This is a genomic window from Roseisolibacter agri (assembly GCF_030159095.1).
GTDB lineage: Bacteria > Gemmatimonadota > Gemmatimonadetes > Gemmatimonadales > Gemmatimonadaceae > Roseisolibacter > Roseisolibacter agri.
Map to the genome: position 1 here is coordinate 434,918 of NZ_BRXS01000006.1, position 18,445 is coordinate 453,362.

Here is an 18,445-nt window from a genome sequence, read left to right on the forward strand (position 1 = left end):
CGGACGGAGTGGCGGTCAGGCGGGCGGCGGCGGTGCGGCGATCAGGTCGTCGAGCAGCGCGTCGAACGAGCGGCGCGGCGCCCAGCCCGTGTGCGCCTGCAGCTTGGCGGAGCTGCCGACGAGCGCCGGCACGTCCACCGGGCGGACGAGCGCCGGATCGCTCTCGACGGGCACGTCGAGCCCGAAGCGGGCGAGCACGACGCGGGCGAGCGCGCCGACGCTGTGGCCGACGCCGCTCGCCACGTTGTACACGTCGCCCGGCCGGCCGCGGGCGATCAGGGCAATATAGGCGGCCACGACGTCGCTCACATGCAGGAAGTCCCGCGACGTGTCCTGGTTGCCGACGAGCAGCGGGCCGGCGCTCGCGCCGGCGGCGGCCAGCTTCCGCGCGCGTCCCACGAGCCCGGGCAGCAGGAAGCGCGACGCCTGCCCCGGCCCGCTGTGGTTGAAGCTGCGCGTCGCTATCACGCGCACGCCCGCGGAGCGCCACGCCTCCAGCGCCATCGTCTCCTGCGCGACCTTGGTCGCCGCGTAGACGGTGTGCGGGCGCAGCTCGGCGTCCTCGGTCAGCGGCAGCTCCGCGTCGTCGTGGCGGCCGTACTGCTCGGCGCTGCCGACGACGAGCACCGTCGGGTCCAGGGTGCCGGCGGCGCGCCGCTCGCGCACGAGGCCGAGCAGCCGCGCCGCGGCGACGACGTTGACCTCCGCGGTGGCGCCGGGATCCTTGGAGGCCGCCGGCACGAACGTCACGCCCGCGAGGTGGAAGATCGCGTCGGGGCGCGCGACGTCGAGCGCCTCGGTCAGGTGTGCGAGGTCGCGCACGTCGCCGGCGATCCACCGCGCCGCGCGCCCGGCATCGCTGAGCGACGCGGCGTCGGGTTGATGCGGGGCGGCGGCCGTGACGTCCCAGCCGTCCGCCGCCAGCGCGTCGATCAGCCAGCGGCCGACGAAGCCCGACGCGCCGGTGACGAGCGCGCGGCCGCTCACCGAGCCGGTCACCGGGGAGCGTGCCCCTGCAGCCGGTAGCGCTCCATGTCGGCGTGCACCATCATCGACACGAGGTCCGGGAAGCTGACGCGTCGCTCCCAGCCCAGCTGCGCCTTCGCCTTGCTCGGATCGCCCACGAGCAGGTCTACCTCCGCGGGACGCTCGAAGCGCTTGTCGGTCTTGACGAACTCGCGGTAGTCGAGGTCCGCGACCCTGAACGCGAGCTCGCAGAACTCGCGCACGCTCCACGTCTCGCCGGTGCCGATGACGTAGTCGTCGGGGGCGTCCTGCTGCAGCATGCGCCACATCGCGTCGACGTAGTCCCCGGCGAAGCCCCAGTCGCGCCGCGCCTCGAGGTTGCCCAGGCGCAGCTCCGTCGACAGCCCGCACGCGATGCGCGCAACGCCGTCGCTGATCTTGCGCGTGACGAACTCCAGCCCGCGCCGCGGCGACTCGTGGTTGAACAGGATCCCGCTCACCGCGTAGAGGCCGAAGCTCTCGCGGTAGTTCACGGTGATCCAGTGCCCGTACACCTTGGCCACGCCGTACGGCGAGCGCGGATAGAAGGGCGTCGTCTCGCGCTGCGGCGTCTCGACGACCTTGCCGAACTGCTCGCTGGAGCTGGCCTGGTAGAACCGCGCCCTGGGGGCGGCCTTCTTCATCGCCTCGAGCATGCGCGTCACGCCGAGCGCGGTGAACTCGCCGGTGAGCACCGGCTGGTTCCAGGACGTCTGCACGAAGCTCTGCGCGGCGAGGTTGTAGATCTCGTCGGGCTGCGTGTCGGCGACGGCGTCGGTGAGCGACGTCTGGTCGAGCAGGTCGGCCGACACCAGCTCGATGCGGTCGACGAGATGGCCGATGCGCTCGTAGGGCGTGGTGGAGCTGCGGCGGACGATCCCGACCACGCGGTAGCCCTTCTCGAGCAGCAGCTCGGCGAGGTACGACCCGTCCTGGCCGGTGATCCCGGTGATGAGCGCGGTAGGCATGGCGCGGAATATATGCGCACGAAGAAGGGGAGCCCGCGGGGGCTCCCCTTCTTCACGACGACGAGTCGATCAAGCGCGCGGTCGGACGCTGTCAGACGGCGGCGACGCCGCGCGGCGCGCGCTGCACCTTGCCCGCGTTCAGGCAGGACGTGCAGACCTTGACCTTGATGATCTTGCCCTCGGACGCGATGCGGGCGACCTGGAGGTTCGGCTTCCAGGTGCGGCGCGTCTTGTTGTTCGCGTGCGAGACGTTGTTGCCGAACGCGACACCCTTGTTGCAGGTGTAGCAGCGGCTGCGGTTGATGGCCATGTGTCGGTTCCTCAGCTCACGAACTCGATGCGCGCCATCTCCGCCCCGTCGCCCCGGCGGTGGCCGGTCTTCAGGATGCGGGTGTAGCCGCCCGGTCGCGTGGCGAACTTCGGGCCCCACTCGCGGAACAGCTTGTCCGCGGCGTCGCGCTTCTGCACGTGACGGCCGGCCAGGCGGCGCGCGTGCAGCGTGCCGTTCTTCGCCTTGGTCACGAGCTTCTCGACGAAGGGACGGAGCTCCTTCGCCTTCGCCTCGGTGGTCTCGATCGCGCCCTGCTCGATGAGCGAGGTCGCGAGGTTGCGGAGCAGCGCGAGGCGCTGCTCGCTGGTGCGGCGCAGCTGCCGCCCGGCCTTACGGTGACGCATTGTCTACTCCTCGTCGTCGTCTTCCGGCGCGTTCGCGGCCGCCCGGCTCGGCGCGGTTCCCCAATCGGTGATCCGCACGCCGTCGCCGGCTTCCTCGTAGCGCATGCCAAAGTTCAGTCCCTCGCGCTCGAGGAGATCGGCGATCTCCTGGAGGGACTTCTTGCCGAAGTTCTTGACCTGGAGGATCTGGCTCTCCGTCTGCCGGACCAGGTCGCCGAGCGTACGGATGTTCGAGTTCTTGAGCGAGTTGACGCTCCGCACCGAGAGCTCGAGGTCGTCGATGGGCGTGCGCAGCAGGTCGGCCATCCGGCGCGCGTCGCCGCCCGAGGCGTCCCCACCCGCGGCCACCGCGGCCGCCGCGTGCGAGCCGAAGCCCGCGAAGTACTGGAAGTGCGTCTGCGCCAGCGCGGCGGCGTAGCTGACCGCCTCCTCCGGCGTGATCGTGCCGTTCGTCTCGACCGTCAGCGTCAGGCGGTCGTAGTCGGTGCGCTGCCCGACGCGCGTCTCGGCGACGGCGAAGTTCGCGCGGCGCACGGGATTGTAGATCGCGTCCACGCGCACGAGGTCCACGGGCAGGCCGCGGTCCACCGGGTGCTGGTCGCTCTCGACGTAGCCGCGCCCCTTGTTCACGTAGAGCTCCACGTTCAGCTCCCGGTCCTCCTGGAGCGTGAACAGGTGGTGCCCCGCCTCGACCACGCGCACGCCCGACTGCGCCTGGATGTCGCCGGCCGTCACCGGGCCCGCCTCCGACTTCTGGATGCGCAGCACGGCGTTCTCGACGTCCTCGTCCATCTGCAGGACGAGCGTCTTGAGCTGGCCGATGATCTGGTGGACGTCCTCGACGACGCCCGGGATGGTCTGGTGCTCGTGCACGACGCCGTCGATGCGGAAGCCCCAGACGGCCGCGCCGCGGAGCGACGACAGCAGGAGGCGGCGCATCGCGTTGCCGAGCGTGTGCCCGAAGCCGCGCTCGAGCGGCTGCAGGTTGAACTCGGCGACGTTCGGGTTGTCCGTGCGCTTCGTCGACTCGACGAGCTGCGGCCGGACGAGCCCGCGGAGATCGATGGTGGTGGCCATGCGGTGAGTTCTGTCCTGGTCCGACCGGGGAACCGTCTCACGACGGGCTCCGGCGACGCCCTGCCCCGCCCTTCACGCGCGGCAGGCTCGTTGGGGAGTGAAGGTCCCGACCCGTGCCGACCGCGATGCGTCGGCACCGGGTCGGTCCATCTTATTTGAACGCGGGCGCGGTCTGGGACCGCGCCCGCGGACACTCCGCGCGCCCCGGAGGGCGCGAGGAGGATACGGCTTACTTCGAGTAGAGCTCGACGACCAGCTGCTCCTGCGCCGCGATCGGGATGCTCTGGCGCGCGGGGCGCTCGAGCATGCGGCCGGAGTACGACTCCTTGTCGACCGCGATCCACGACAGCGGGGCGCCGCGCGACGACTGGTCCATCGCGGCCATCACGAGCGGCATCTCGCGCGAGGCCTGCTTCACGCGGATCTCCTCACCCGGCTTCACCTGGAAGCTGGGGACGTCCACCGTGCGCTGCTTGACCTCGACGTGGCGGTGCCGGATGAGCTGGCGGGCCGCCTTGCGGCTCGGCGCGAAGCCCATGCGGTACACGATGTTGTCGAGACGGCTCTCGAGCGCGGCGAGCAGGTTGTGACCCGTGATGCCCTGCTGGGTCGCGACCTTCTCGAACGTGTTGCGGAACTGGCGCTCCGAGATCCCGTAGATGCGCTTGATCTTCTGCTTCTCGCGCAGCTGCTTGGCGTACTCAGAGACCTTGCGGCGGCGGGCCGTCGCCTGGCCATGCTGGCCGGGGGCGTACGGGCGACGCTCGACCGGGCACTTCTCGGTGAAGCACTTGGTGCCCTTCAGGAACAGCTTCGTCCCTTCGCGCCGGCACTGCCGGCAGCTGGGACCCGTGTAACGCGCCATTGGTTAGACCCTCCGGCGCTTCGGCGGCCGGCAGCCGTTGTGCGGAATCGGGGTGACGTCCTTGATGGACTTGACCTGCAGGCCGGCCGACGCGAGCGCCTGGATGGCGCTCTCGCGACCCGAGCCCGGGCCCTGGACGCGCACGTGCACCCGACGCACGCCGGCGGAGAGCGCTTCCTTCGCGCACTGCTCCGAGGCGACCGTGGCGGCGAACGGCGTCGACTTCTTCGACCCCTTGAAGCCCGCCTTGCCCGACGAGCCCCAGGCGATCGCGTTGCCGCGGCTGTCGGTGATCGTGACCGTCGTGTTGTTGAACGTGGCCTGCACGTGCGCCACGCCCTCGGCCTCGACGACCTTCTTGGTCTTCTTCGCAGTAGCCATTACTTGGTCACCTTCTTCTTGCCGGCGATGGCGCGGCGCGGGCCCTTCTTGGTGCGCGCGTTCGTGTGCGTGCGCTGACCCCGGACCGGCAGGCCACGGCGATGACGGATCCCGCGGTAGGACCCGATGTCCATCAGCCGCTTGATGTTCATCGCGACTTCGGTGCGGAGGGCGCCCTCGACCTTGTGGGCACGCTCGATCTCCGCGCGAAGTCGCGCGACATCGGCGTCGCTCAGATCACGGACGCGCTGTGCGGGGTTCACCCCCGTCGCCTCGATGATGGCGAGCGCCGTGGCGCGGCCGATCCCGAAGATGTAGGTGAGCCCGATCTCGACCTTCTTGTCGCGAGGGAGATCGACGCCGGCAATACGTGCCATATCAGCCCTGACGCTGCTTGTGCTTGGGATTGCGCGAGCAGATGATGCGAGTCACGCCGTCGCGCTTGACGACCTTGCAGTGCTCGCAGATCGGCTTCACGCTGCTGCGGACTTTCACAGTGCGCTCCAGTCGAACCGGATGAAATTTGCGGCCAAGACCCGGAATTAAATGGGCTTAGCCTCATCATGCAACCCCCCGTGCTCGGCCGCGGCACGGAAAGGGCACTCGCGTCACCGCAGCGCCGCGCGCGCCGCGTGCATCGCCGCCACCGGGTCGGGCGCCGCCGTCACCGTGCGCCCCAGCACCACGTAGCGCGCCCCCGCGGCCACGGCCCCCTCCGGCGTCACGACGCGCGCCTGATCGTGCGCGGCGTCGCCCGCCAGCCGCACGCCCGGCACCAGCGGCGCCAGCGCATCGCCGTGCGCGGCCCGCACCGCCGCCGCCTCGTGGCCGCTGCACACCAGGCCATGCGTGCCGGCGGTGCGCGCCAGCCCCGCCAACCGGAGCACCTCCTCCCGCACGTCGGACACGGGGCGACCCACCGCGGCGCCCAGATCGGCGGCCGAGTGCGACGTCAGCACCGACACGGCGAGGATCCCGCAGCCGTGGGCGTCGCCCTGATCCCCCGCCCCCTCGACCGCCGCGGCCAGCATCGCCGGCCCGCCGTACGCGTGCACGGTCGCCAGCCGGACGCCCAGCCGCGCCGCCGACCGGCAGGCGCCGCGCACCGTGTTGGGGATGTCGTGGAACTTGAGGTCGAGGAAGACGTCCTTCCCGAGCCCGCGCAGCCAGCGCACGACGTCGGGCCCCTCCGCCGTGAACAGCTCCAGCCCCACCTTGTAGAAGTCGCAGGCGTCGCCCAGCCGGTCCACGAGCGCCACGGCGGCGGCGCGGTCGGGGACGTCGAGGGCGACGATGCCGCGCGCGGGCGCCGGATCGGTCGGGGTCATGTCGGCCACTGAAGGGTTCCCACGACGTCGGCCAGCCGCGCCACGCCGTGCCGATCGCGCCAGCGGTCCAGGTCGCGGACCACGCGCTCCGGGAGCCGGGGGTCCTGCATCGCCGCGGTGCCGATGCCCACCAGCGACGCCCCGGCCAGCAGGTACTGCAGCGCGTCGTGCGCGCTCCGGACGCCGCCCAGCCCTACGATCGGGACCCGGACCGCCTGCCGCACCCGCCACGTCGCGAGCACCCCGACGGGCACCAGGCCGGCGCCGCTCACCCCGCCCGAGCCGAAGCCCAGGGCGGGCCGCCGACCGTCCACGTCGACGACGAGGCCCGGGATCGTGTTGGTCAGCGTCAGCGCGTCCGCCCCCGAGTCCACCGCGATCCGCGCCGTCTCGGCCACCTGCGGGAGCACCGGCGAGAGCTTCACCACGAGCGGCTTCCGGGTCGCCCGGCGGCAGCTCTCGACCACGGTACGCAGCGCGAGCTGATCGGAGCCAAACTCAGCCCCGCCAGCCTTTACGTTGGGGCAGCTCACGTTCAGCTCGAACCCCTCGACCGCGGGCGCGTCGTCCAGGCCCTCGACCACGCGCGCGAACTCGTCGACCGCGAAGCCGACCACGTTCACCAGCACGCGGGCGCGCGAGACGAGCGCCGCGAGGCGCGGCAGGTGGTCGCGGCGCACGACCTCGAGCCCGGGATTCGCGAGGCCGACCGCGTTGATCATCCCGCCCGGGAACTCCGCCACGCGAGGCGCCGGGTTCCCCTTCCGCGGCTCGACGCTGACGGCCTTGGTGACGATCCCGCCCAGCCGCTCGAGGTCCACGACCTCGCGCAGCTCGTGGCCGTAGCCCGCCGTGCCGGACGCGAGGACTACCGGGTTCTGGAACGACAGCCCCGCGACCGCCATCGCGAGCGGGCCCGCGTCGGCGACGCTCCGTGGGAGCGTCGGCGCCGGCGGCGCGACCGCGGTCACTGGCGGACTCCCGCGCGCTGGCGCTGCTCGTACCGCTTCAGGTAGTCCACGGCCGCGTCCGCGACCGCCTCCGCGATCTCGCGCTGGCCGGCCGCGCTGCTCATCCACGCCGCGTCGGCCGGGTTGGAGCCGAAGCCGACCTCCACCAGCACCGCCGGCATGAACGCCGACACGAGCACCCGGAACCCGGCCTGCCGCACGCCGCGGCTCGGCCCCGGATGCGCCCGCGCGAGCCGCCGCTGGACGATCGACGCCAGCTCGCTCGACTCGCGCAGGTGCTCGTTCTGCGCCATGTCGCGCATGATGAAGGAGAGCGGGTCGTCCTTCCCCGCCGTCGACGCCCCCTCGAAGCGGACGGACTCGTTCTCGAGGTCGGCCACCCGTCGGTCGTCGGCGGTCTTCGCCTCGGAGAGGAAGTAGGTCTCGAAGCCGCGCGTCGCCGCCGGATCGCGCCACGCCGGATTCGCCGCGTTGACGTGGATCGAGACGAACAGGTCGCCCTGCTTCTGGTTGGCGATCCGCCCCCGGTCCGCGAGCGCGATGAGCGTGTCCGTGGTCCGGGTCATCGCCACGCCCACGCCGCGCTGCCGCAGCGCGTTTCGCAGCGCCAGCGACACGGAGAGGGTCACGTCCTTCTCGCGGATGCGCGGCCCGCCGCCGAGGGGGCCCTGCATCCCGGCGTCCGGGCCGCCGTGTCCGGCGTCGATCACCACCACGCGCTGCCCCAGCGAGCTCGGCGGCGGCGCGGACGCGCGTTCGACGACGTCCGGGGCCGGGCGACGCGGCCCGATGATGGTCGGCAGGCGGACGCTGGAATCCTCGGCCACCGGCGCGGGCGCCGGAGCGGCAGCCACCGCGCGCGGCGGCGCGCTCGGCGCCGTCGTGCGCCGGCGGCCGAAGGTCAGCGCGCGCCGCTCGGCGTCGTACGCGATCTCCGGCGCGACGGTCGGCAGCGCGTCGGTCAGGAGCTGCAGCGGGAGCCAGAGCCGCTCCCCCTCGAGCATCGGCGCGCTCGCCAGCGGCAGCTCGTCGGCGGCCGAGTCGGCGCCGAGGATCGCGAAGGGGATCCCTTCGCGGAGCGTCAGCGTCCGGCCGGGGAGGCGCAGCCGCCAGCGCCCCGGCCCATCCTCCGCGAGTGCGCCCGAGACGGCGGCCGCCAGCTGGTCGGCCCGCACGTAGCTGCGCGTCCCGCCGCCGGCGTCACGCTCCTCCATCAGGAGCACCTGCCGCTCGATGCCTCCCTGCCCCACGACGAGCAGCGTGCCCGGCCCGGCGACCGTGGCGGCGCGGCGCGTGGCCGACGGGCGTGCGGGTGCCGTCGCACTGGGGCGCGCCGGTGGCTGCGCCGTCTGCAGGAGCCAGAGGAGTGGGAGCAGCACCTTCGCTCCGTCAGCGCGCGCGCGCGAAGCGCGCCATGTCCCGCTCGTCGTCCTTCTTGCGCAGGTCCTGCCGCTTGTCGTGCTCCTTCTTGCCCTTGCCCAGGGCGAGCGCGACCTTCGCGCGGCCGTTCTTGAAGTAGAGGTCGAGCGGGACGAGCGTGAGGCCCTGCCGCTCGACGGCGCCGATCATCTTGCGGATCTCCTTGCGGTGCAGGAGCAGCTTCCGCGTGCGCGTCGGCTCGTGGTTGAAGCCCCCGCCCATCCCGTAGTGGCCGATGTGCAGGTTGAGCAGGAACACCTCGCCGTCCTTCACCACGCCGTAGGCGTCGGTGAGGTTGGCGCGCCCGTCGCGCAGCGCCTTGACCTCGGTGCCGAGCAGCGCGATGCCCGCCTCCCACGTCTCGAGGATGTGGTAGTCGTGGCGCGCGCGCTTGTTGCGCGCGATCGAACCGTCGGCGGACTTCTGGTCGCCGTGCTGCGCGGACTTGGCCATCGTGTGGGGAGCGGCGTGAGGCGGAGCGGCGGCAAGTTAGTCGTGGCCGGCGAAGCGCGGCAACGCGGCGGCCGTGCCGCGGCGCGGCCGGGCGAGCGTTGACGCACGCACCTGCCTCGACTACACTTACTGCTCTCGCGCGGTCCATGCCGCGCGCGCCGCTCAGGTGGTGGAACTGGTAGACACGCAGGTCTCAGAAGCCTGTGTCGGAGACGACGTGGGGGTTCAAGTCCCCCCCTGAGCATGGTACGACAGCAGAAGGGGCGAGCCAGCCGGCTCGCCCCTTCGTCGTTTCAGCGACTCACCTGCCGCATCAGTGCGAGCGGCCCAGCGTCGAGGGACGCGCGTCCTCCGGCAGGTCCACCGACCCGAAGGCCTGGCGGAGCGCCGCGTTGGCCTCGTCGAGGTAGCGCGCGAGCAGCTCGCCCGCCGGCTGCAGCCCGGCGCCCCGCGCCGCGCGCACCGACCCAGCGAACACCAGCAGCACGCGTCCCAGCCGGGTGCCCGGCGTCTCGCGCGACCGCTGCTGCAGTGCGTCCCGGTAAGCCGTCAGCCGGTCGTTGAACTGCCGCTCGGCCAGCGCGGCGGCGCTCACGGCGACGGCGGGGTCCGAGAGCATGGCCTCGGACACGGCGTGGGCCACGAGCGAGCCCGTCCGGTCGTCGAGCGCGTCGCGCTGCGCGGCCAGGAGGCCGAGCGCGCGGCGGGCGTAGCGCAGCTCCCAGCGCGCGTGGTCCAGATCGCCGCCAGTCGCGGTGGTCGCGAGCCAGGCGACGTCGGACTCCGCGGGATCCGCCCAGATGGCGCGGACGTAGCCGGCCGCCTTCTGCCGGCCCTCGCGCGCCGCGCCGCCACCGAAGAGCGACGGCATGCGGTCCTCAGTCCTGGAGGATGGGGAGGCGGCGGTCGACGGCGACCGCCGTCGTGCGACGCCGGCGCTCGTGCGCCGCGGCCAGCTGCGTCGGCGCCTTGGGGCCGAGCCCCACGCGCGCCCGCACCACCATCTCGTCGTGCATCAGGTCCGACAGCCGGACGCTGTCCAGCACGTCGTCGATCCGCTTCTGCAGCATCATCCACACGGGGCGGATGGAGCAGCTGTGCGCGGCCGAGCAGCGCTCCTCCCCGACCGGATGCGTGGCGCAGTGCAGCTCGAAGGTCTCGAGCTCGGACGCCGCGATCACCTCGCGCACCGTGATCTCCTCGGCCGGGCGCGCGAGCGTATAGCCGCCGCGCGCGCCGCGGGCCGAACGGATGATCTCCGCGCGGCGCAGCCGCAGGAGGATCTGCTCGACGTAGTCCGTCGGCAGGTTCTCCTTCGTCGCGACGTCGCGGCCCGTGACGGGACCCTCGCTCGCGCGGCGGGCCAGGTGGAGGGCGCAGATCAGGCCGTATTCGGCCCAGGTGGTGATACGCACAATCGGAAGCTACCTCAAACCCATTCGGCGCTCAACGCTCGGCGCTCGGCGCTCGGCCAGTCGAACACCCTGGCCGAGCGCCGAGCGCCGAGCGCCGAAGGGGCGCGAGTCCGCGTTCGCTCCCGTCAGCCGCCCGCGACCATCGCGTGCGCGCCGCCCGGCACGCCGATCTCGGTCATCTTCCGCAGGTCGAGCACCTCGTCGATCTGCTCGGCCGGCAGGAGCTGGTCGCGCTTGACCATGTCGCGGATCAGCACCCCCTCCTTCACCGACTGCTTGCTCAGCTCCGCGGCCTTCGCGTAGCCGATGTGCGGCATGAGCGCGGTCGCGAGGGCGGCCGAGCGCTCCACCCAGTACGCGAGCATCGGCTCGTTGGCCTCGATGCCCTTCACGCACTTCTCCGTCAGCACGGTCGCCGTGCTGGTGAGGATCTGCATCGAGAGCAGGATGTTGTGCGCGATGACGGGCATCATGACGTTCAGCTCGAGCTGCCCGTGCTCGCTGGCGATGGCCACCGTGGTGTCGCATCCCATGACCTGGAAGCACACCTGGTTGACCATCTCCGGGATCGACGGGTTGATCTTGCCCGGCATGATCGAGCTGCCCGGCTGCACGGCCGGCAGCTTGATCTCGTCGATGCCCGTGCGCGGGCCCATCACCATGAGGCGCAGGTCGCTGGCGATCTTCGAGAGGTCGATCGCGAGGCCGCGCAGCGTCGCGCTGAACGCCGCCGCGTCGCCCATGCTCTGCATCAGCTGGATGCGGTCCTCGCCGACGCGCAGCTCGAGACCCGTGATGGCCTTGAGGTGCTTGTTCATCAGCTCGGGATACTCCTTCTCCACCGTCACGCCGGTGCCGACGGCCGAGCCGCCGATGCCGAGGTCGCGCAGGTAGTCCGCCGCCTCCTTCACGCGGCGCGTCGCGCGGTCCATCGAGCGCGCATAGGCCGCGAACTCCTGGCCGAGGCGGATGGGCATCGCGTCCTGCAGGTGCGTGCGGCCCGCCTTCACGATGTGGTCGAACTCGCGCCCCTTGTCGGCCAGCGCGTCGCGCAGCCCCTCGAACGCGGCGACCAGCGCCGGCAGCTGCGACAGCGCGCTGAGGCGGATGTTCGTCGGGATCGTGTCGTTGGTCGACTGCGCCATGTTGACGTGGTCGTTCGGGTGCACGGGCTTGTACTCGCCGCGCTTCCCGCCGAGGATCTCGTTGGCGCGGTTCGCCAGCACCTCGTTCGCGTTCATGTTGTGCGACGTGCCCGCGCCGGCCTGGTACGGATCGACGACGAAGTGCTCGTCGTGCTTGCGCGCCAGCACCTCGTCGGCCGCCTGCACGATCGCGTCGGCGACCTTCGCGTCCAGGCGCCCGGTCTCCTTGTGCGTCAGCGCCGCGGCCTTCTTGATCCACACCTGCGACTGCACGAACGGCCAGAGCGGCTTCAGGCCGCTGATCGGGAAGTTCTGGCGGGCGCGCAGCGTCTGCACGCCGTACAGGGCGTCGGCCGGGACCTCGAGGGGGCCGAGGGGATCCTTTTCGGTGCGGAAGGCGTCGGACATGAGAGCAGTCGTGAAGGTCGACGGAGGCGTGCGGAAGGTGCGGACGATCGATGGTGCGGTCAGCGGATCGATCAGCGCTCGCGCGTCGCGGCGACCGCGGTGAGCACGAGCGCGGCGCCGGCGGCCAGCAGGCCGGCGCCCATGAAGGCGACCGAGATCCCGTGCAGGCGCCCGAACTGCGCGCGCCGCGGGTCGGTCGTCGGCAGCGCCTCGATGGAGGGACCCATCTCGGCGCGCAGGCGCTGGATGCGCGGCGCGATGCCGAACTGCGCGACGCCGCAGGCGAGCGCGGTGAGCAGCGGCAGCACGAGGCGCGTGCGCGCGAACGCGGGGGCGACGTGCCAGCCGAGCACCGCCGCGCCCAGCCCGACGGCGAGGCCGGTGAGGAAGATGACCGGCAGCACCCGGCCCACCAGCGCGCCGGCGAGCGCGCGCGTGGGCAGCACGCTGAACGCCGCCGGCGCGACGACCGCCGCGACGAGCGCCGCGGCGCCGATCCACGCCGCGAGCAGCGCGGCCGCGGCGAGCAGACGCCCCGGCATCGCGAGGCCGACGGGGCTCATGGTCGCGCTCATCCGCCGAGCACCCGCGCGCCGCCGTTCAGGAACGGGTTCTCGGCGCGCTCGCGCCCGATCGTGGTCGACGGGCCGTGGCCCGGGTGCACGACCGTCTCGGCCGGCAGTGCGGCGATGCGCGCGAGCGAGCGCGTGAGCGCGGCCGGCTCGGAGAGCGGCAGGTCCGTGCGGCCGACGGAGCCGTAGAACAGGCAGTCGCCCGCGAGCGCGACGCCGTGGCCGTGGATCACGACGTGGCCGGGCGCGTGCCCCGGCGCGTGCATGACGTCGAACGTGAGCGCGCCGAGCGTGAGCTGCTGCCCCTCCGCGAACTCCGCGGTCGGCGCGGGCTGCGGCTCCATGTACAGGCCGTACATCTGCGCGGCGCGCGGCGCGTAGTCGAACACCGGCCGGTCGAGCGGATGCAGGTGCACCGGCACGTCCCACGCGCGCACGACGTCGGCGATCGCGCCGATGTGGTCGAGGTGGGCGTGCGTCAGCCAGATCGCCTCGAGCTGCACGTTCGCGGCGCGGATCCAGTCCACGAGGCGCGCGCCCTCCGCACCGGGATCGACGACGGCGGCCACGCGCGTCTGCGGATCGACCACCAGGTAGCAGTTCTCCTGGAAGGCCCCGACGGTCTGCACCAGCACCTCGGGCGCGAGCGCCGTCGCCGTCGCGCTCACGACCGCGCCTCGACGCCGGCCGCGCCGTTCACGGCCGCGAGCGACGCGTTGATCTGCGCGACTCCGACCTGCGGTGCGTCGTCCTCCGCGCAGACGACCGTCTCCGCCGTCTCCAGCACGGGCGATTCGCCGATGCCGTGGTGCGCGAGCCACCGCTCGGCCTCGAGCGCGGCCATGCAGCCCGTGCCAGCGGAGGTGATCGCCTGCCGGTAGTAGTCGTCGATGACGTCGCCCGCGGCGAACACGCCGGGCACCGTCGTCGCGGTGCGGCCCGGCGTCGTGACGACGTAGCCGTGCGGCGTCGTCTCCAGCTGGCCCTTGAGGAAGCCCGTGTTCGGCTCGTGGCCGATGGCGACGAACAGCCCGCCGACCTCGAGGTCGCGCTCCGCGCCGTTCACGGTGTCCTTCAGCCGCACGCCCGTGATCACGTCGGCGCCGAGCACGTCGACCACCTGCGTGTTCCAGAGGACGCGGATCTTCGGATGCGCGAGCACGCGGCTGGCCATCGCCTTCGACGCGCGGAAGCTGTCGCGGCGGTGGATGACGAGCACCTCGGAGGCGAACTTCGTGAGGTACATCGCCTCCTCCATCGCCGTATCGCCGCCGCCGACGACCGCGAGGACCTTGTTGCGGAAGTGGGGCAGCGCGCCATCGCACACCGCGCACGCGGACACGCCGCCGCCGATCTGCGCGAGGCGCAGCTCGTTCTCGAGGCCGATCCACTTCGCCTTCGCGCCCGTCGCGACGATGACGGTGTGCGCCGTGATCGGCTCCGAGTAGTTGGGCTTGAGGCGGAACGGGCGCGCCGAGAGGTCGGCCTCGACGATCAGCTCCGACACGACGCGCACGCCGTAGCGCAGCGCCTGCTCCTTCATCCGGTCCATCAGCGCGGGGCCGCTGACCGGCTCCGGGAAGCCCGGGAAGTTCTCGATATCGGTGGTCAGCATCAGCTGCCCGCCCGGGAGGTCGATGCCGACCGGCTCGCCCTCGAACAGCACCGGGTTCAGGTTGGCGCGGCCCGCGTAGATCGCCGCCGTCCAGGCGGCGGGGCCGGAGCCGATGATCACCAGCTCGTGCGTCGTCGAGTCGTCAGTCGTGGCCACGTGCGCCTCAGTCGGTGTCGGCGGGCGCTCCCGGCCGGGCGCGTCCCGACCCGAAATGTCGCCAATCGGCCCGGCCGGCGGCAGCGGCCGGCGTCGCAGCGGCCGGCGCCGGCCCGCCGCTCACTTCCGGACGTGGCGCCCGCCGTCGACGACGAGGACCTCGCCGGTCACGAAGTCCGACTCCAGCAGGTAGAGCACGGCCTGCACGACGTCGTCGGGCGTGCCGATGCGCTGCAGCGGCGTCGTCCGGCGCAGCCGGTCGGCCGACGCCTCGTCCCAGCCGGTGGGCAGCAGCACCACGCCCGGCGCGACGGCGTTCACGCGCACGTGCGGCGCGAGCGCGTGCGCCAGGGCGCGCGTCATCTGCACGACGCCCGCCTTGCTGATGCCGTGCGGGACGTAGCCCGTCCACGTCTCGAAGGCCGCGAGGTCGGCCATGTTCACGATCGCCCCGCCGCGCTCGCCCATCGCGCGCGCAGCGGCCTGCGCGGCGAAGAAGGGCGCGCGCAGGTTGATCGCGAACATGGCGTCCCACTGCGCCTCCGTCACCTCGCCGACGGGCGTGCGCTCCATGACGGCGGCCGAGTTGACGAGGACGTCGAGCCCTCCGAAGGCGCCCACCGCGTCGCCGACGACGCGCGCGGGAACACCGGCTTCAGCGAGGTCCCCCGCGACGATCGCGGCCTCGCCGCCCGCGTCCCGCACCAGTCGCGCGGTCTCCTCGGCCTCGGCCGGCGACGAGCGGTAGTGCACGACGACGCGCATTCCGCGCGCGCCCAGCCCCACGGCGATCGCGCGGCCGACGCGATGTCCCGCGCCCGTCACCAGCGCGATGCGGCCGCGGAGCTCCATCGTGCTATGCCCGTGCCGCGTCCGCGCCCGCGCGGCGGCGCGCCGCGACCCGCGCGTCCTGCCGCTCCAGCACCTCGATCGGGACCTGCATGATGCCGAGCTGCCGCGGATGGTCCGGGATGCCGTGCCAGTCGGAGCCGCCGCTCGTCACGAGCCCGAAGAAGTCGGCGAGCGCCTGCAGGCGCGCGCGGTCCTCGGCGTTGTGCACGGGGTGCTGCACCTCCAGCCCGTCGAGCCCCGCGGCGACGAGCGGCTCGACGCGGTCGCGCTTCCCCTCCCCCTTGGGATGCGCCCACACGGCGATGCCGCCGGCGGCGTGCGCGAGCGCGATCGCGTCCTTGGCGTCGAGGCGCGGCTTGTCGACGTACGCCGGCCGGCCGTCGCCGAGGAAGCGGTCGAACGCCTCGCGGATGTCCCTCGCGGCGCCCGCGGCGACGACCGCGCGCGCGACGTGCGGGCGCCCCACCGCGCCGCCCGCGGACTCGCGCAGCACGTCGTCCATCGTCACCGACACGCCGTGCACGCCCAGCAGCTGCACCATCCGCTCGGCGCGGGCGACGCGGTCGTCGCGGAAGCGCGCGAGCTCCGTGGCGATGACGTCGACGTTGTCGAGGTGCAGCGCCAGCAGGTGGATCTCGTTCTCACCGAGGTGCGCGCTCAGCTCGCAGCCGGCCACCACGCGAAGGCCGAGTCGCGCCCCCGCCGCCTGCGCCTCGGGGACGCCGGCAACGGTGTCGTGGTCGGTGAGCGCGAGCGCCGCCAGGTTCGCGGCGCGCGCCGCCTCCACCACCGCCGCTGGCGCGAGGTGGCCGTCGGACGCGGTGGAGTGCGCGTGCAGGTCGACGAACGGCCCAGCGGCGCTCGGAGGCCCGGCGGGAGCGGTCACGCGCCGGCGCCGGGCAGCGTGCTGGTACGGTAGCCCGCCTCCGGCGACGTCTCGCTCGGCTGCGACGCGCGCAGGAGCTCCAGCAGCTGGGCGTCGCTCATCTCGGCGAGCGAACGCTCGCGCGAGCGCTCGCCGTGCGGCGAGTAGCGCGTCACGCGCACCTCGCGCTCGTCGCCCTCGCCGGCGACGAAGATCAGCCCGAACTCGTCGAGGTTGTACTGCGTGACGAAGCCGGACGGGAAGACGCGCCAGGTGCGGCCGTCGGCGGTGATGCGGCGGGTCGGCATGGGTCGGAGATCAGGAAGCGTGCGGGATGCCGAGGTAGCGCTGCCACTCGGCCGCCTCGGCGTCGGGCGCGGCGCGGAAGTCGAGCGACTCCGACAGCAGGGCGTCCTGCACCAGCGCCGTCTGCAGCGCCGACGCGTCGCCGGCCTCGATGAACTCGACGACGCGTGTCTCGTCGTCGTGCTGCTCGAACGCCCACAGGTGGTACCCCACCGCGCGCGCGCTCGCCGTCCGTTCGGCGAGGCGCGCGCGGTAGGCGCCGCGCGCGTCCGCGTCGACCGTCAGGTGGCGGATGGCGAGGGCGCGCGGCATGGCAGCTCCAGCGGGATCAGAAGCCCTGCTCGGGCCAGCTCTCCAGCGTCTGCTTCACGAACGCCATGAAGCGGTCGGCGTCCGCGCCGTCGACGATGCGGTGGTCGAACGAGATCGAGAAGTAGCTGCACGTGCGGATGGCGATCGTGTCCTCGCCGTCCGGGCCCGTGATGACCTTGGGCCGCTTCTCGATCGCGCCCACGCCCATGATGCCGGACGTCGGCACCGGGATGATCGGCGTGCCCATGAGCGAGCCGAAGACGCCGGGGTTCGTGATCGTGAAGGTCGCGTTCTGGACCTCGGCCGGCTGCAGCTTCTTCGTGCGCGCGCGGTTGGCGAGGTCGTTCAGGTTGCGCGTCAGCCCGCTCAGCGACAGGTCGTCGGCGTTCTTGATCACCGGGACGATGAGGCCCCAGTCGAGCGCCACGGCGATGCCGATGTTGTACTGCTTGCGCAGCACGATCTCGTTGCCCCGGACCGCGGCGTTCATCGTCGGGAACCTCTTCAGGCCGTCGGTGACCGCCTTGATGATGAACGGGAGGTACGTGAGCTTCTCGCCCGTCGTGCGCTCGAACTGCGCGCGCAGCTTGGCGCGGATGCGCGCGACGCGCGTGAGGTCCATCTCGAAGAAGCTGGTGACGTGCGCGTTCCAGTGCCGCGACAGCGTCATGTGCTCCGCCGTCAGCTGGCGGATGCGGCTCATCGGCTCGACGACGTCGCCCGGGAGCGACTCGACGTGCGGCGCGGCGTGACCGCCGAGCAGCGCACCGGCCCGCGCCGACGGCGTCGCCGGACGCGCGGGCGCGGCGGGTGCGGCGGGCGCACTCGCCGACGCCGTGGCGGGCACGCCCGACTCCAGCAGCCCCATGATGTCGCGCTTGGTCACGCGGCCCGCGATCCCGCTGCCCTGCAGCGCGCCGAGCTCGATCCCGTGCTCCGCGGCGATCTTGCGGACGAGCGGGGAGCTCTTGCTGCGCACGCGGTCCTCGAAGCCGTTGCCCGAGGGCGCGGCCGCGTTGGACGCCGCGGCGGGCGCGGAGGGCGCGGCGCTCGCCACGGCCCCGGACGACGGCGCGGATGCCTCCGCGGCGGGCGCCGGCGCGGCGGCCGGCGCGCCGATCGGCGCGCTCTTGTCGGTCTCGATGCGGGCGACGATGGTGCCGACGGCGACCGTCTGCCCCTCGGTCACGGAGACCTCCGCGAGGATGCCGCCCGTCGGCGCCGGGATCTCCGCGTCGACCTTGTCGGTCGAGATCTCGAAGATCGGCTCGTCGCGCTTCACCTCGTCGCCGACTTTCTTGAGCCAGCGCGAGAGCGTGCCCTCGGCGATGGACTCGCCCATCTGCGGCATGATGACGTCTACACGAGCCACGGGATCAACTCCGGTTGGTGTTCGATGGGATGTCGCGCGGCGGGGCGCTCTGCAGCAGCCGCCAGCTCACGAGCGCGGGCAGCGAGAGCGCGCCGAGCAGCGCGCCCCAGCCCGCGTACACGTACCAGTCGCAGGACGGGATCCCCGAGCAGGACGGGGCCTTGGTGATCCACGCGACGATCTTGCTGACGAGCACTCCCGTCATCCCGCCGCTCGCGGCCCCCAGGGGAACCATGAAGCAGCCGATGGCGACGTTGCGCCCGCGGTCCGGATTGCTCGCCATGC

Annotated in this window: 25 protein-coding genes and 1 tRNA gene; 1 reads left to right on the forward strand and 25 read right to left on the reverse strand. The window is 72.7% G+C overall.

Annotated elements, in window-relative coordinates; translation table 11 throughout:
• Positions 1 to 15: 15 nt before the first annotated feature.
• The 13 genes from rosag_RS20295 to smpB all read right to left on the reverse strand — a co-directional run bounded on the left by rosag_RS20295 (position 16) and on the right by smpB (position 9,142).
• Positions 16 to 999, reverse strand: a complete 984-nt coding sequence (locus rosag_RS20295; protein ID WP_284352000.1) for a GDP-mannose 4,6-dehydratase — start codon at positions 997 to 999, stop codon at positions 16 to 18.
• Complete coding sequence (gene gmd / locus rosag_RS20300; protein ID WP_284352001.1) at positions 996 to 1,973, reverse strand: GDP-mannose 4,6-dehydratase; 978 nt, start codon at positions 1,971 to 1,973, stop codon at positions 996 to 998. The genes rosag_RS20295 and gmd overlap by 4 nt, the downstream gene beginning before the upstream one ends.
• A gap of 91 nt (positions 1,974 to 2,064) precedes the next feature.
• Positions 2,065 to 2,283, reverse strand: a complete 219-nt coding sequence (gene rpmB / locus rosag_RS20305; protein ID WP_284352002.1) for a 50S ribosomal protein L28 — start codon at positions 2,281 to 2,283, stop codon at positions 2,065 to 2,067.
• 11 nt (positions 2,284 to 2,294) lie between these two features.
• Positions 2,295 to 2,648: a 50S ribosomal protein L17 gene (gene rplQ / locus rosag_RS20310; protein WP_284352003.1), complete on the reverse strand. Its 354-nt coding sequence runs from the start codon at positions 2,646 to 2,648 to the stop codon at positions 2,295 to 2,297.
• A 3-nt stretch (positions 2,649 to 2,651) separates the two neighbouring features.
• Positions 2,652 to 3,725: a DNA-directed RNA polymerase subunit alpha gene (locus rosag_RS20315; protein WP_284352004.1), complete on the reverse strand. Its 1,074-nt coding sequence runs from the start codon at positions 3,723 to 3,725 to the stop codon at positions 2,652 to 2,654.
• Between the two features lie 229 nt (positions 3,726 to 3,954).
• On the reverse strand, positions 3,955 to 4,590 hold the full coding sequence (gene rpsD, locus rosag_RS20320; protein WP_284352005.1) for a 30S ribosomal protein S4: 636 nt from the start codon (positions 4,588 to 4,590) through the stop codon (positions 3,955 to 3,957).
• Positions 4,591 to 4,593: 3 nt separating this feature from the next.
• On the reverse strand, positions 4,594 to 4,971 hold the full coding sequence (rpsK, locus tag rosag_RS20325; RefSeq protein ID WP_284352006.1) for a 30S ribosomal protein S11: 378 nt from the start codon (positions 4,969 to 4,971) through the stop codon (positions 4,594 to 4,596).
• Positions 4,971 to 5,348: a 30S ribosomal protein S13 gene (rpsM, locus tag rosag_RS20330; RefSeq protein ID WP_284352007.1), complete on the reverse strand. Its 378-nt coding sequence runs from the start codon at positions 5,346 to 5,348 to the stop codon at positions 4,971 to 4,973. The genes rpsK and rpsM overlap by 1 nt, the downstream gene beginning before the upstream one ends.
• A 1-nt stretch (position 5,349) precedes the next feature.
• Entirely contained in the window at positions 5,350 to 5,466 is a 117-nt protein-coding gene (gene rpmJ / locus rosag_RS20335; RefSeq protein WP_275830641.1) for a 50S ribosomal protein L36, read from the reverse strand.
• 113 nt (positions 5,467 to 5,579) lie between these two features.
• A complete protein-coding gene (pyrF, locus tag rosag_RS20340) occupies positions 5,580 to 6,299 on the reverse strand; it encodes an orotidine-5'-phosphate decarboxylase (protein ID WP_284352008.1) in 720 nt (239 codons plus the stop codon).
• Positions 6,296 to 7,270, reverse strand: coding sequence for a dihydroorotate dehydrogenase (locus tag rosag_RS20345; RefSeq protein WP_284352009.1), 975 nt, complete (start codon positions 7,268 to 7,270; stop codon positions 6,296 to 6,298). Before rosag_RS20345 ends, pyrF begins: the two co-directional genes overlap by 4 nt.
• Positions 7,267 to 8,649, reverse strand: a complete 1,383-nt coding sequence (locus rosag_RS20350; protein ID WP_284352010.1) for an N-acetylmuramoyl-L-alanine amidase family protein — start codon at positions 8,647 to 8,649, stop codon at positions 7,267 to 7,269. Before rosag_RS20350 ends, rosag_RS20345 begins: the two co-directional genes overlap by 4 nt.
• A 10-nt stretch (positions 8,650 to 8,659) precedes the next feature.
• Positions 8,660 to 9,142 (reverse strand): SsrA-binding protein SmpB, encoded by a 483-nt coding sequence (gene smpB, locus rosag_RS20355; RefSeq protein WP_284352011.1) that lies wholly within the window; start codon positions 9,140 to 9,142, stop codon positions 8,660 to 8,662.
• A 160-nt stretch (positions 9,143 to 9,302) separates the two neighbouring features.
• Here smpB and rosag_RS20360 point away from each other — a divergent pair.
• Positions 9,303 to 9,386, forward strand: a tRNA-Leu gene (locus rosag_RS20360).
• Between the two features lie 69 nt (positions 9,387 to 9,455).
• Here rosag_RS20360 and rosag_RS20365 read toward each other — a convergent pair.
• From rosag_RS20365 to rosag_RS20420, 12 genes are all read right to left on the reverse strand, one after another.
• Positions 9,456 to 10,013 (reverse strand): hypothetical protein, encoded by a 558-nt coding sequence (locus tag rosag_RS20365; protein ID WP_284352012.1) that lies wholly within the window; start codon positions 10,011 to 10,013, stop codon positions 9,456 to 9,458.
• Positions 10,014 to 10,020: 7 nt separating this feature from the next.
• Positions 10,021 to 10,557: an RrF2 family transcriptional regulator gene (locus rosag_RS20370; protein WP_284352013.1), complete on the reverse strand. Its 537-nt coding sequence runs from the start codon at positions 10,555 to 10,557 to the stop codon at positions 10,021 to 10,023.
• A gap of 125 nt (positions 10,558 to 10,682) precedes the next feature.
• Positions 10,683 to 12,110: an aspartate ammonia-lyase gene (locus rosag_RS20375; RefSeq protein ID WP_284352014.1), complete on the reverse strand. Its 1,428-nt coding sequence runs from the start codon at positions 12,108 to 12,110 to the stop codon at positions 10,683 to 10,685.
• Between the two features lie 71 nt (positions 12,111 to 12,181).
• On the reverse strand, positions 12,182 to 12,673 hold the full coding sequence (locus rosag_RS20380; protein ID WP_284352015.1) for a DUF4149 domain-containing protein: 492 nt from the start codon (positions 12,671 to 12,673) through the stop codon (positions 12,182 to 12,184).
• An 8-nt stretch (positions 12,674 to 12,681) separates the two neighbouring features.
• The gene (locus rosag_RS20385) at positions 12,682 to 13,350 is read right to left on the reverse strand and encodes an MBL fold metallo-hydrolase (protein WP_284352016.1); all 669 of its coding nucleotides are present in this window, start codon (positions 13,348 to 13,350) and stop codon (positions 12,682 to 12,684) included.
• On the reverse strand, positions 13,347 to 14,453 hold the full coding sequence (gene trxB, locus rosag_RS20390; protein WP_284352017.1) for a thioredoxin-disulfide reductase: 1,107 nt from the start codon (positions 14,451 to 14,453) through the stop codon (positions 13,347 to 13,349). The genes rosag_RS20385 and trxB overlap by 4 nt, the downstream gene beginning before the upstream one ends.
• Positions 14,454 to 14,573: 120 nt before the next feature.
• Positions 14,574 to 15,305, reverse strand: a complete 732-nt coding sequence (locus rosag_RS20395) for an SDR family oxidoreductase (protein WP_284352018.1) — start codon at positions 15,303 to 15,305, stop codon at positions 14,574 to 14,576.
• A 4-nt stretch (positions 15,306 to 15,309) separates the two neighbouring features.
• The gene (locus tag rosag_RS20400; protein WP_284352019.1) at positions 15,310 to 16,191 is read right to left on the reverse strand and encodes a PHP domain-containing protein; all 882 of its coding nucleotides are present in this window, start codon (positions 16,189 to 16,191) and stop codon (positions 15,310 to 15,312) included.
• Complete coding sequence (locus tag rosag_RS20405; RefSeq protein ID WP_284352020.1) at positions 16,188 to 16,478, reverse strand: hypothetical protein; 291 nt, start codon at positions 16,476 to 16,478, stop codon at positions 16,188 to 16,190. Before rosag_RS20405 ends, rosag_RS20400 begins: the two co-directional genes overlap by 4 nt.
• Positions 16,479 to 16,488: 10 nt before the next feature.
• Positions 16,489 to 16,788, reverse strand: a complete 300-nt coding sequence (locus rosag_RS20410) for a hypothetical protein (RefSeq protein WP_284352021.1) — start codon at positions 16,786 to 16,788, stop codon at positions 16,489 to 16,491.
• Positions 16,789 to 16,804: 16 nt separating this feature from the next.
• The gene (locus rosag_RS20415) at positions 16,805 to 18,160 is read right to left on the reverse strand and encodes a dihydrolipoamide acetyltransferase family protein (RefSeq protein ID WP_284352022.1); all 1,356 of its coding nucleotides are present in this window, start codon (positions 18,158 to 18,160) and stop codon (positions 16,805 to 16,807) included.
• A gap of 4 nt (positions 18,161 to 18,164) precedes the next feature.
• The gene (locus rosag_RS20420) at positions 18,165 to 18,443 is read right to left on the reverse strand and encodes a hypothetical protein (RefSeq protein WP_284352023.1); all 279 of its coding nucleotides are present in this window, start codon (positions 18,441 to 18,443) and stop codon (positions 18,165 to 18,167) included.
• Positions 18,444 to 18,445: the final 2 nt, after the last annotated feature.

What these genes read in the sequence shown, in the direction of transcription:
- gmd (WP_284352001.1), bottom strand. Translation starts at nt 1,973, where the DNA reads ATGCCTACCGCGCTCATCACCGGGATCACCGGCCAGGACGGGTCGTAC.
- rpmB (WP_284352002.1), bottom strand. Translation starts at nt 2,283, where the DNA reads ATGGCCATCAACCGCAGCCGCTGCTACACCTGCAACAAGGGTGTCGCG.
- rplQ (WP_284352003.1), bottom strand. Translation starts at nt 2,648, where the DNA reads ATGCGTCACCGTAAGGCCGGGCGGCAGCTGCGCCGCACCAGCGAGCAG.
- rosag_RS20315 (WP_284352004.1), bottom strand. Translation starts at nt 3,725, where the DNA reads ATGGCCACCACCATCGATCTCCGCGGGCTCGTCCGGCCGCAGCTCGTC.
- rpsD (WP_284352005.1), bottom strand. Translation starts at nt 4,590, where the DNA reads ATGGCGCGTTACACGGGTCCCAGCTGCCGGCAGTGCCGGCGCGAAGGG.
- rpsK (WP_284352006.1), bottom strand. Translation starts at nt 4,971, where the DNA reads ATGGCTACTGCGAAGAAGACCAAGAAGGTCGTCGAGGCCGAGGGCGTG.
- rpsM (WP_284352007.1), bottom strand. Translation starts at nt 5,348, where the DNA reads ATGGCACGTATTGCCGGCGTCGATCTCCCTCGCGACAAGAAGGTCGAG.
- pyrF (WP_284352008.1), bottom strand. Translation starts at nt 6,299, where the DNA reads ATGACCCCGACCGATCCGGCGCCCGCGCGCGGCATCGTCGCCCTCGAC.
- smpB (WP_284352011.1), bottom strand. Translation starts at nt 9,142, where the DNA reads ATGGCCAAGTCCGCGCAGCACGGCGACCAGAAGTCCGCCGACGGTTCG.
- rosag_RS20365 (WP_284352012.1), bottom strand. Translation starts at nt 10,013, where the DNA reads ATGCCGTCGCTCTTCGGTGGCGGCGCGGCGCGCGAGGGCCGGCAGAAG.
- rosag_RS20375 (WP_284352014.1), bottom strand. Translation starts at nt 12,110, where the DNA reads ATGTCCGACGCCTTCCGCACCGAAAAGGATCCCCTCGGCCCCCTCGAG.
- rosag_RS20380 (WP_284352015.1), bottom strand. Translation starts at nt 12,673, where the DNA reads ATGAGCCCCGTCGGCCTCGCGATGCCGGGGCGTCTGCTCGCCGCGGCC.
- rosag_RS20395 (WP_284352018.1), bottom strand. Translation starts at nt 15,305, where the DNA reads ATGGAGCTCCGCGGCCGCATCGCGCTGGTGACGGGCGCGGGACATCGC.
- rosag_RS20405 (WP_284352020.1), bottom strand. Translation starts at nt 16,478, where the DNA reads ATGCCGACCCGCCGCATCACCGCCGACGGCCGCACCTGGCGCGTCTTC.
- rosag_RS20410 (WP_284352021.1), bottom strand. Translation starts at nt 16,788, where the DNA reads ATGCCGCGCGCCCTCGCCATCCGCCACCTGACGGTCGACGCGGACGCG.
- rosag_RS20420 (WP_284352023.1), bottom strand. Translation starts at nt 18,443, where the DNA reads ATGGCGAGCAATCCGGACCGCGGGCGCAACGTCGCCATCGGCTGCTTC.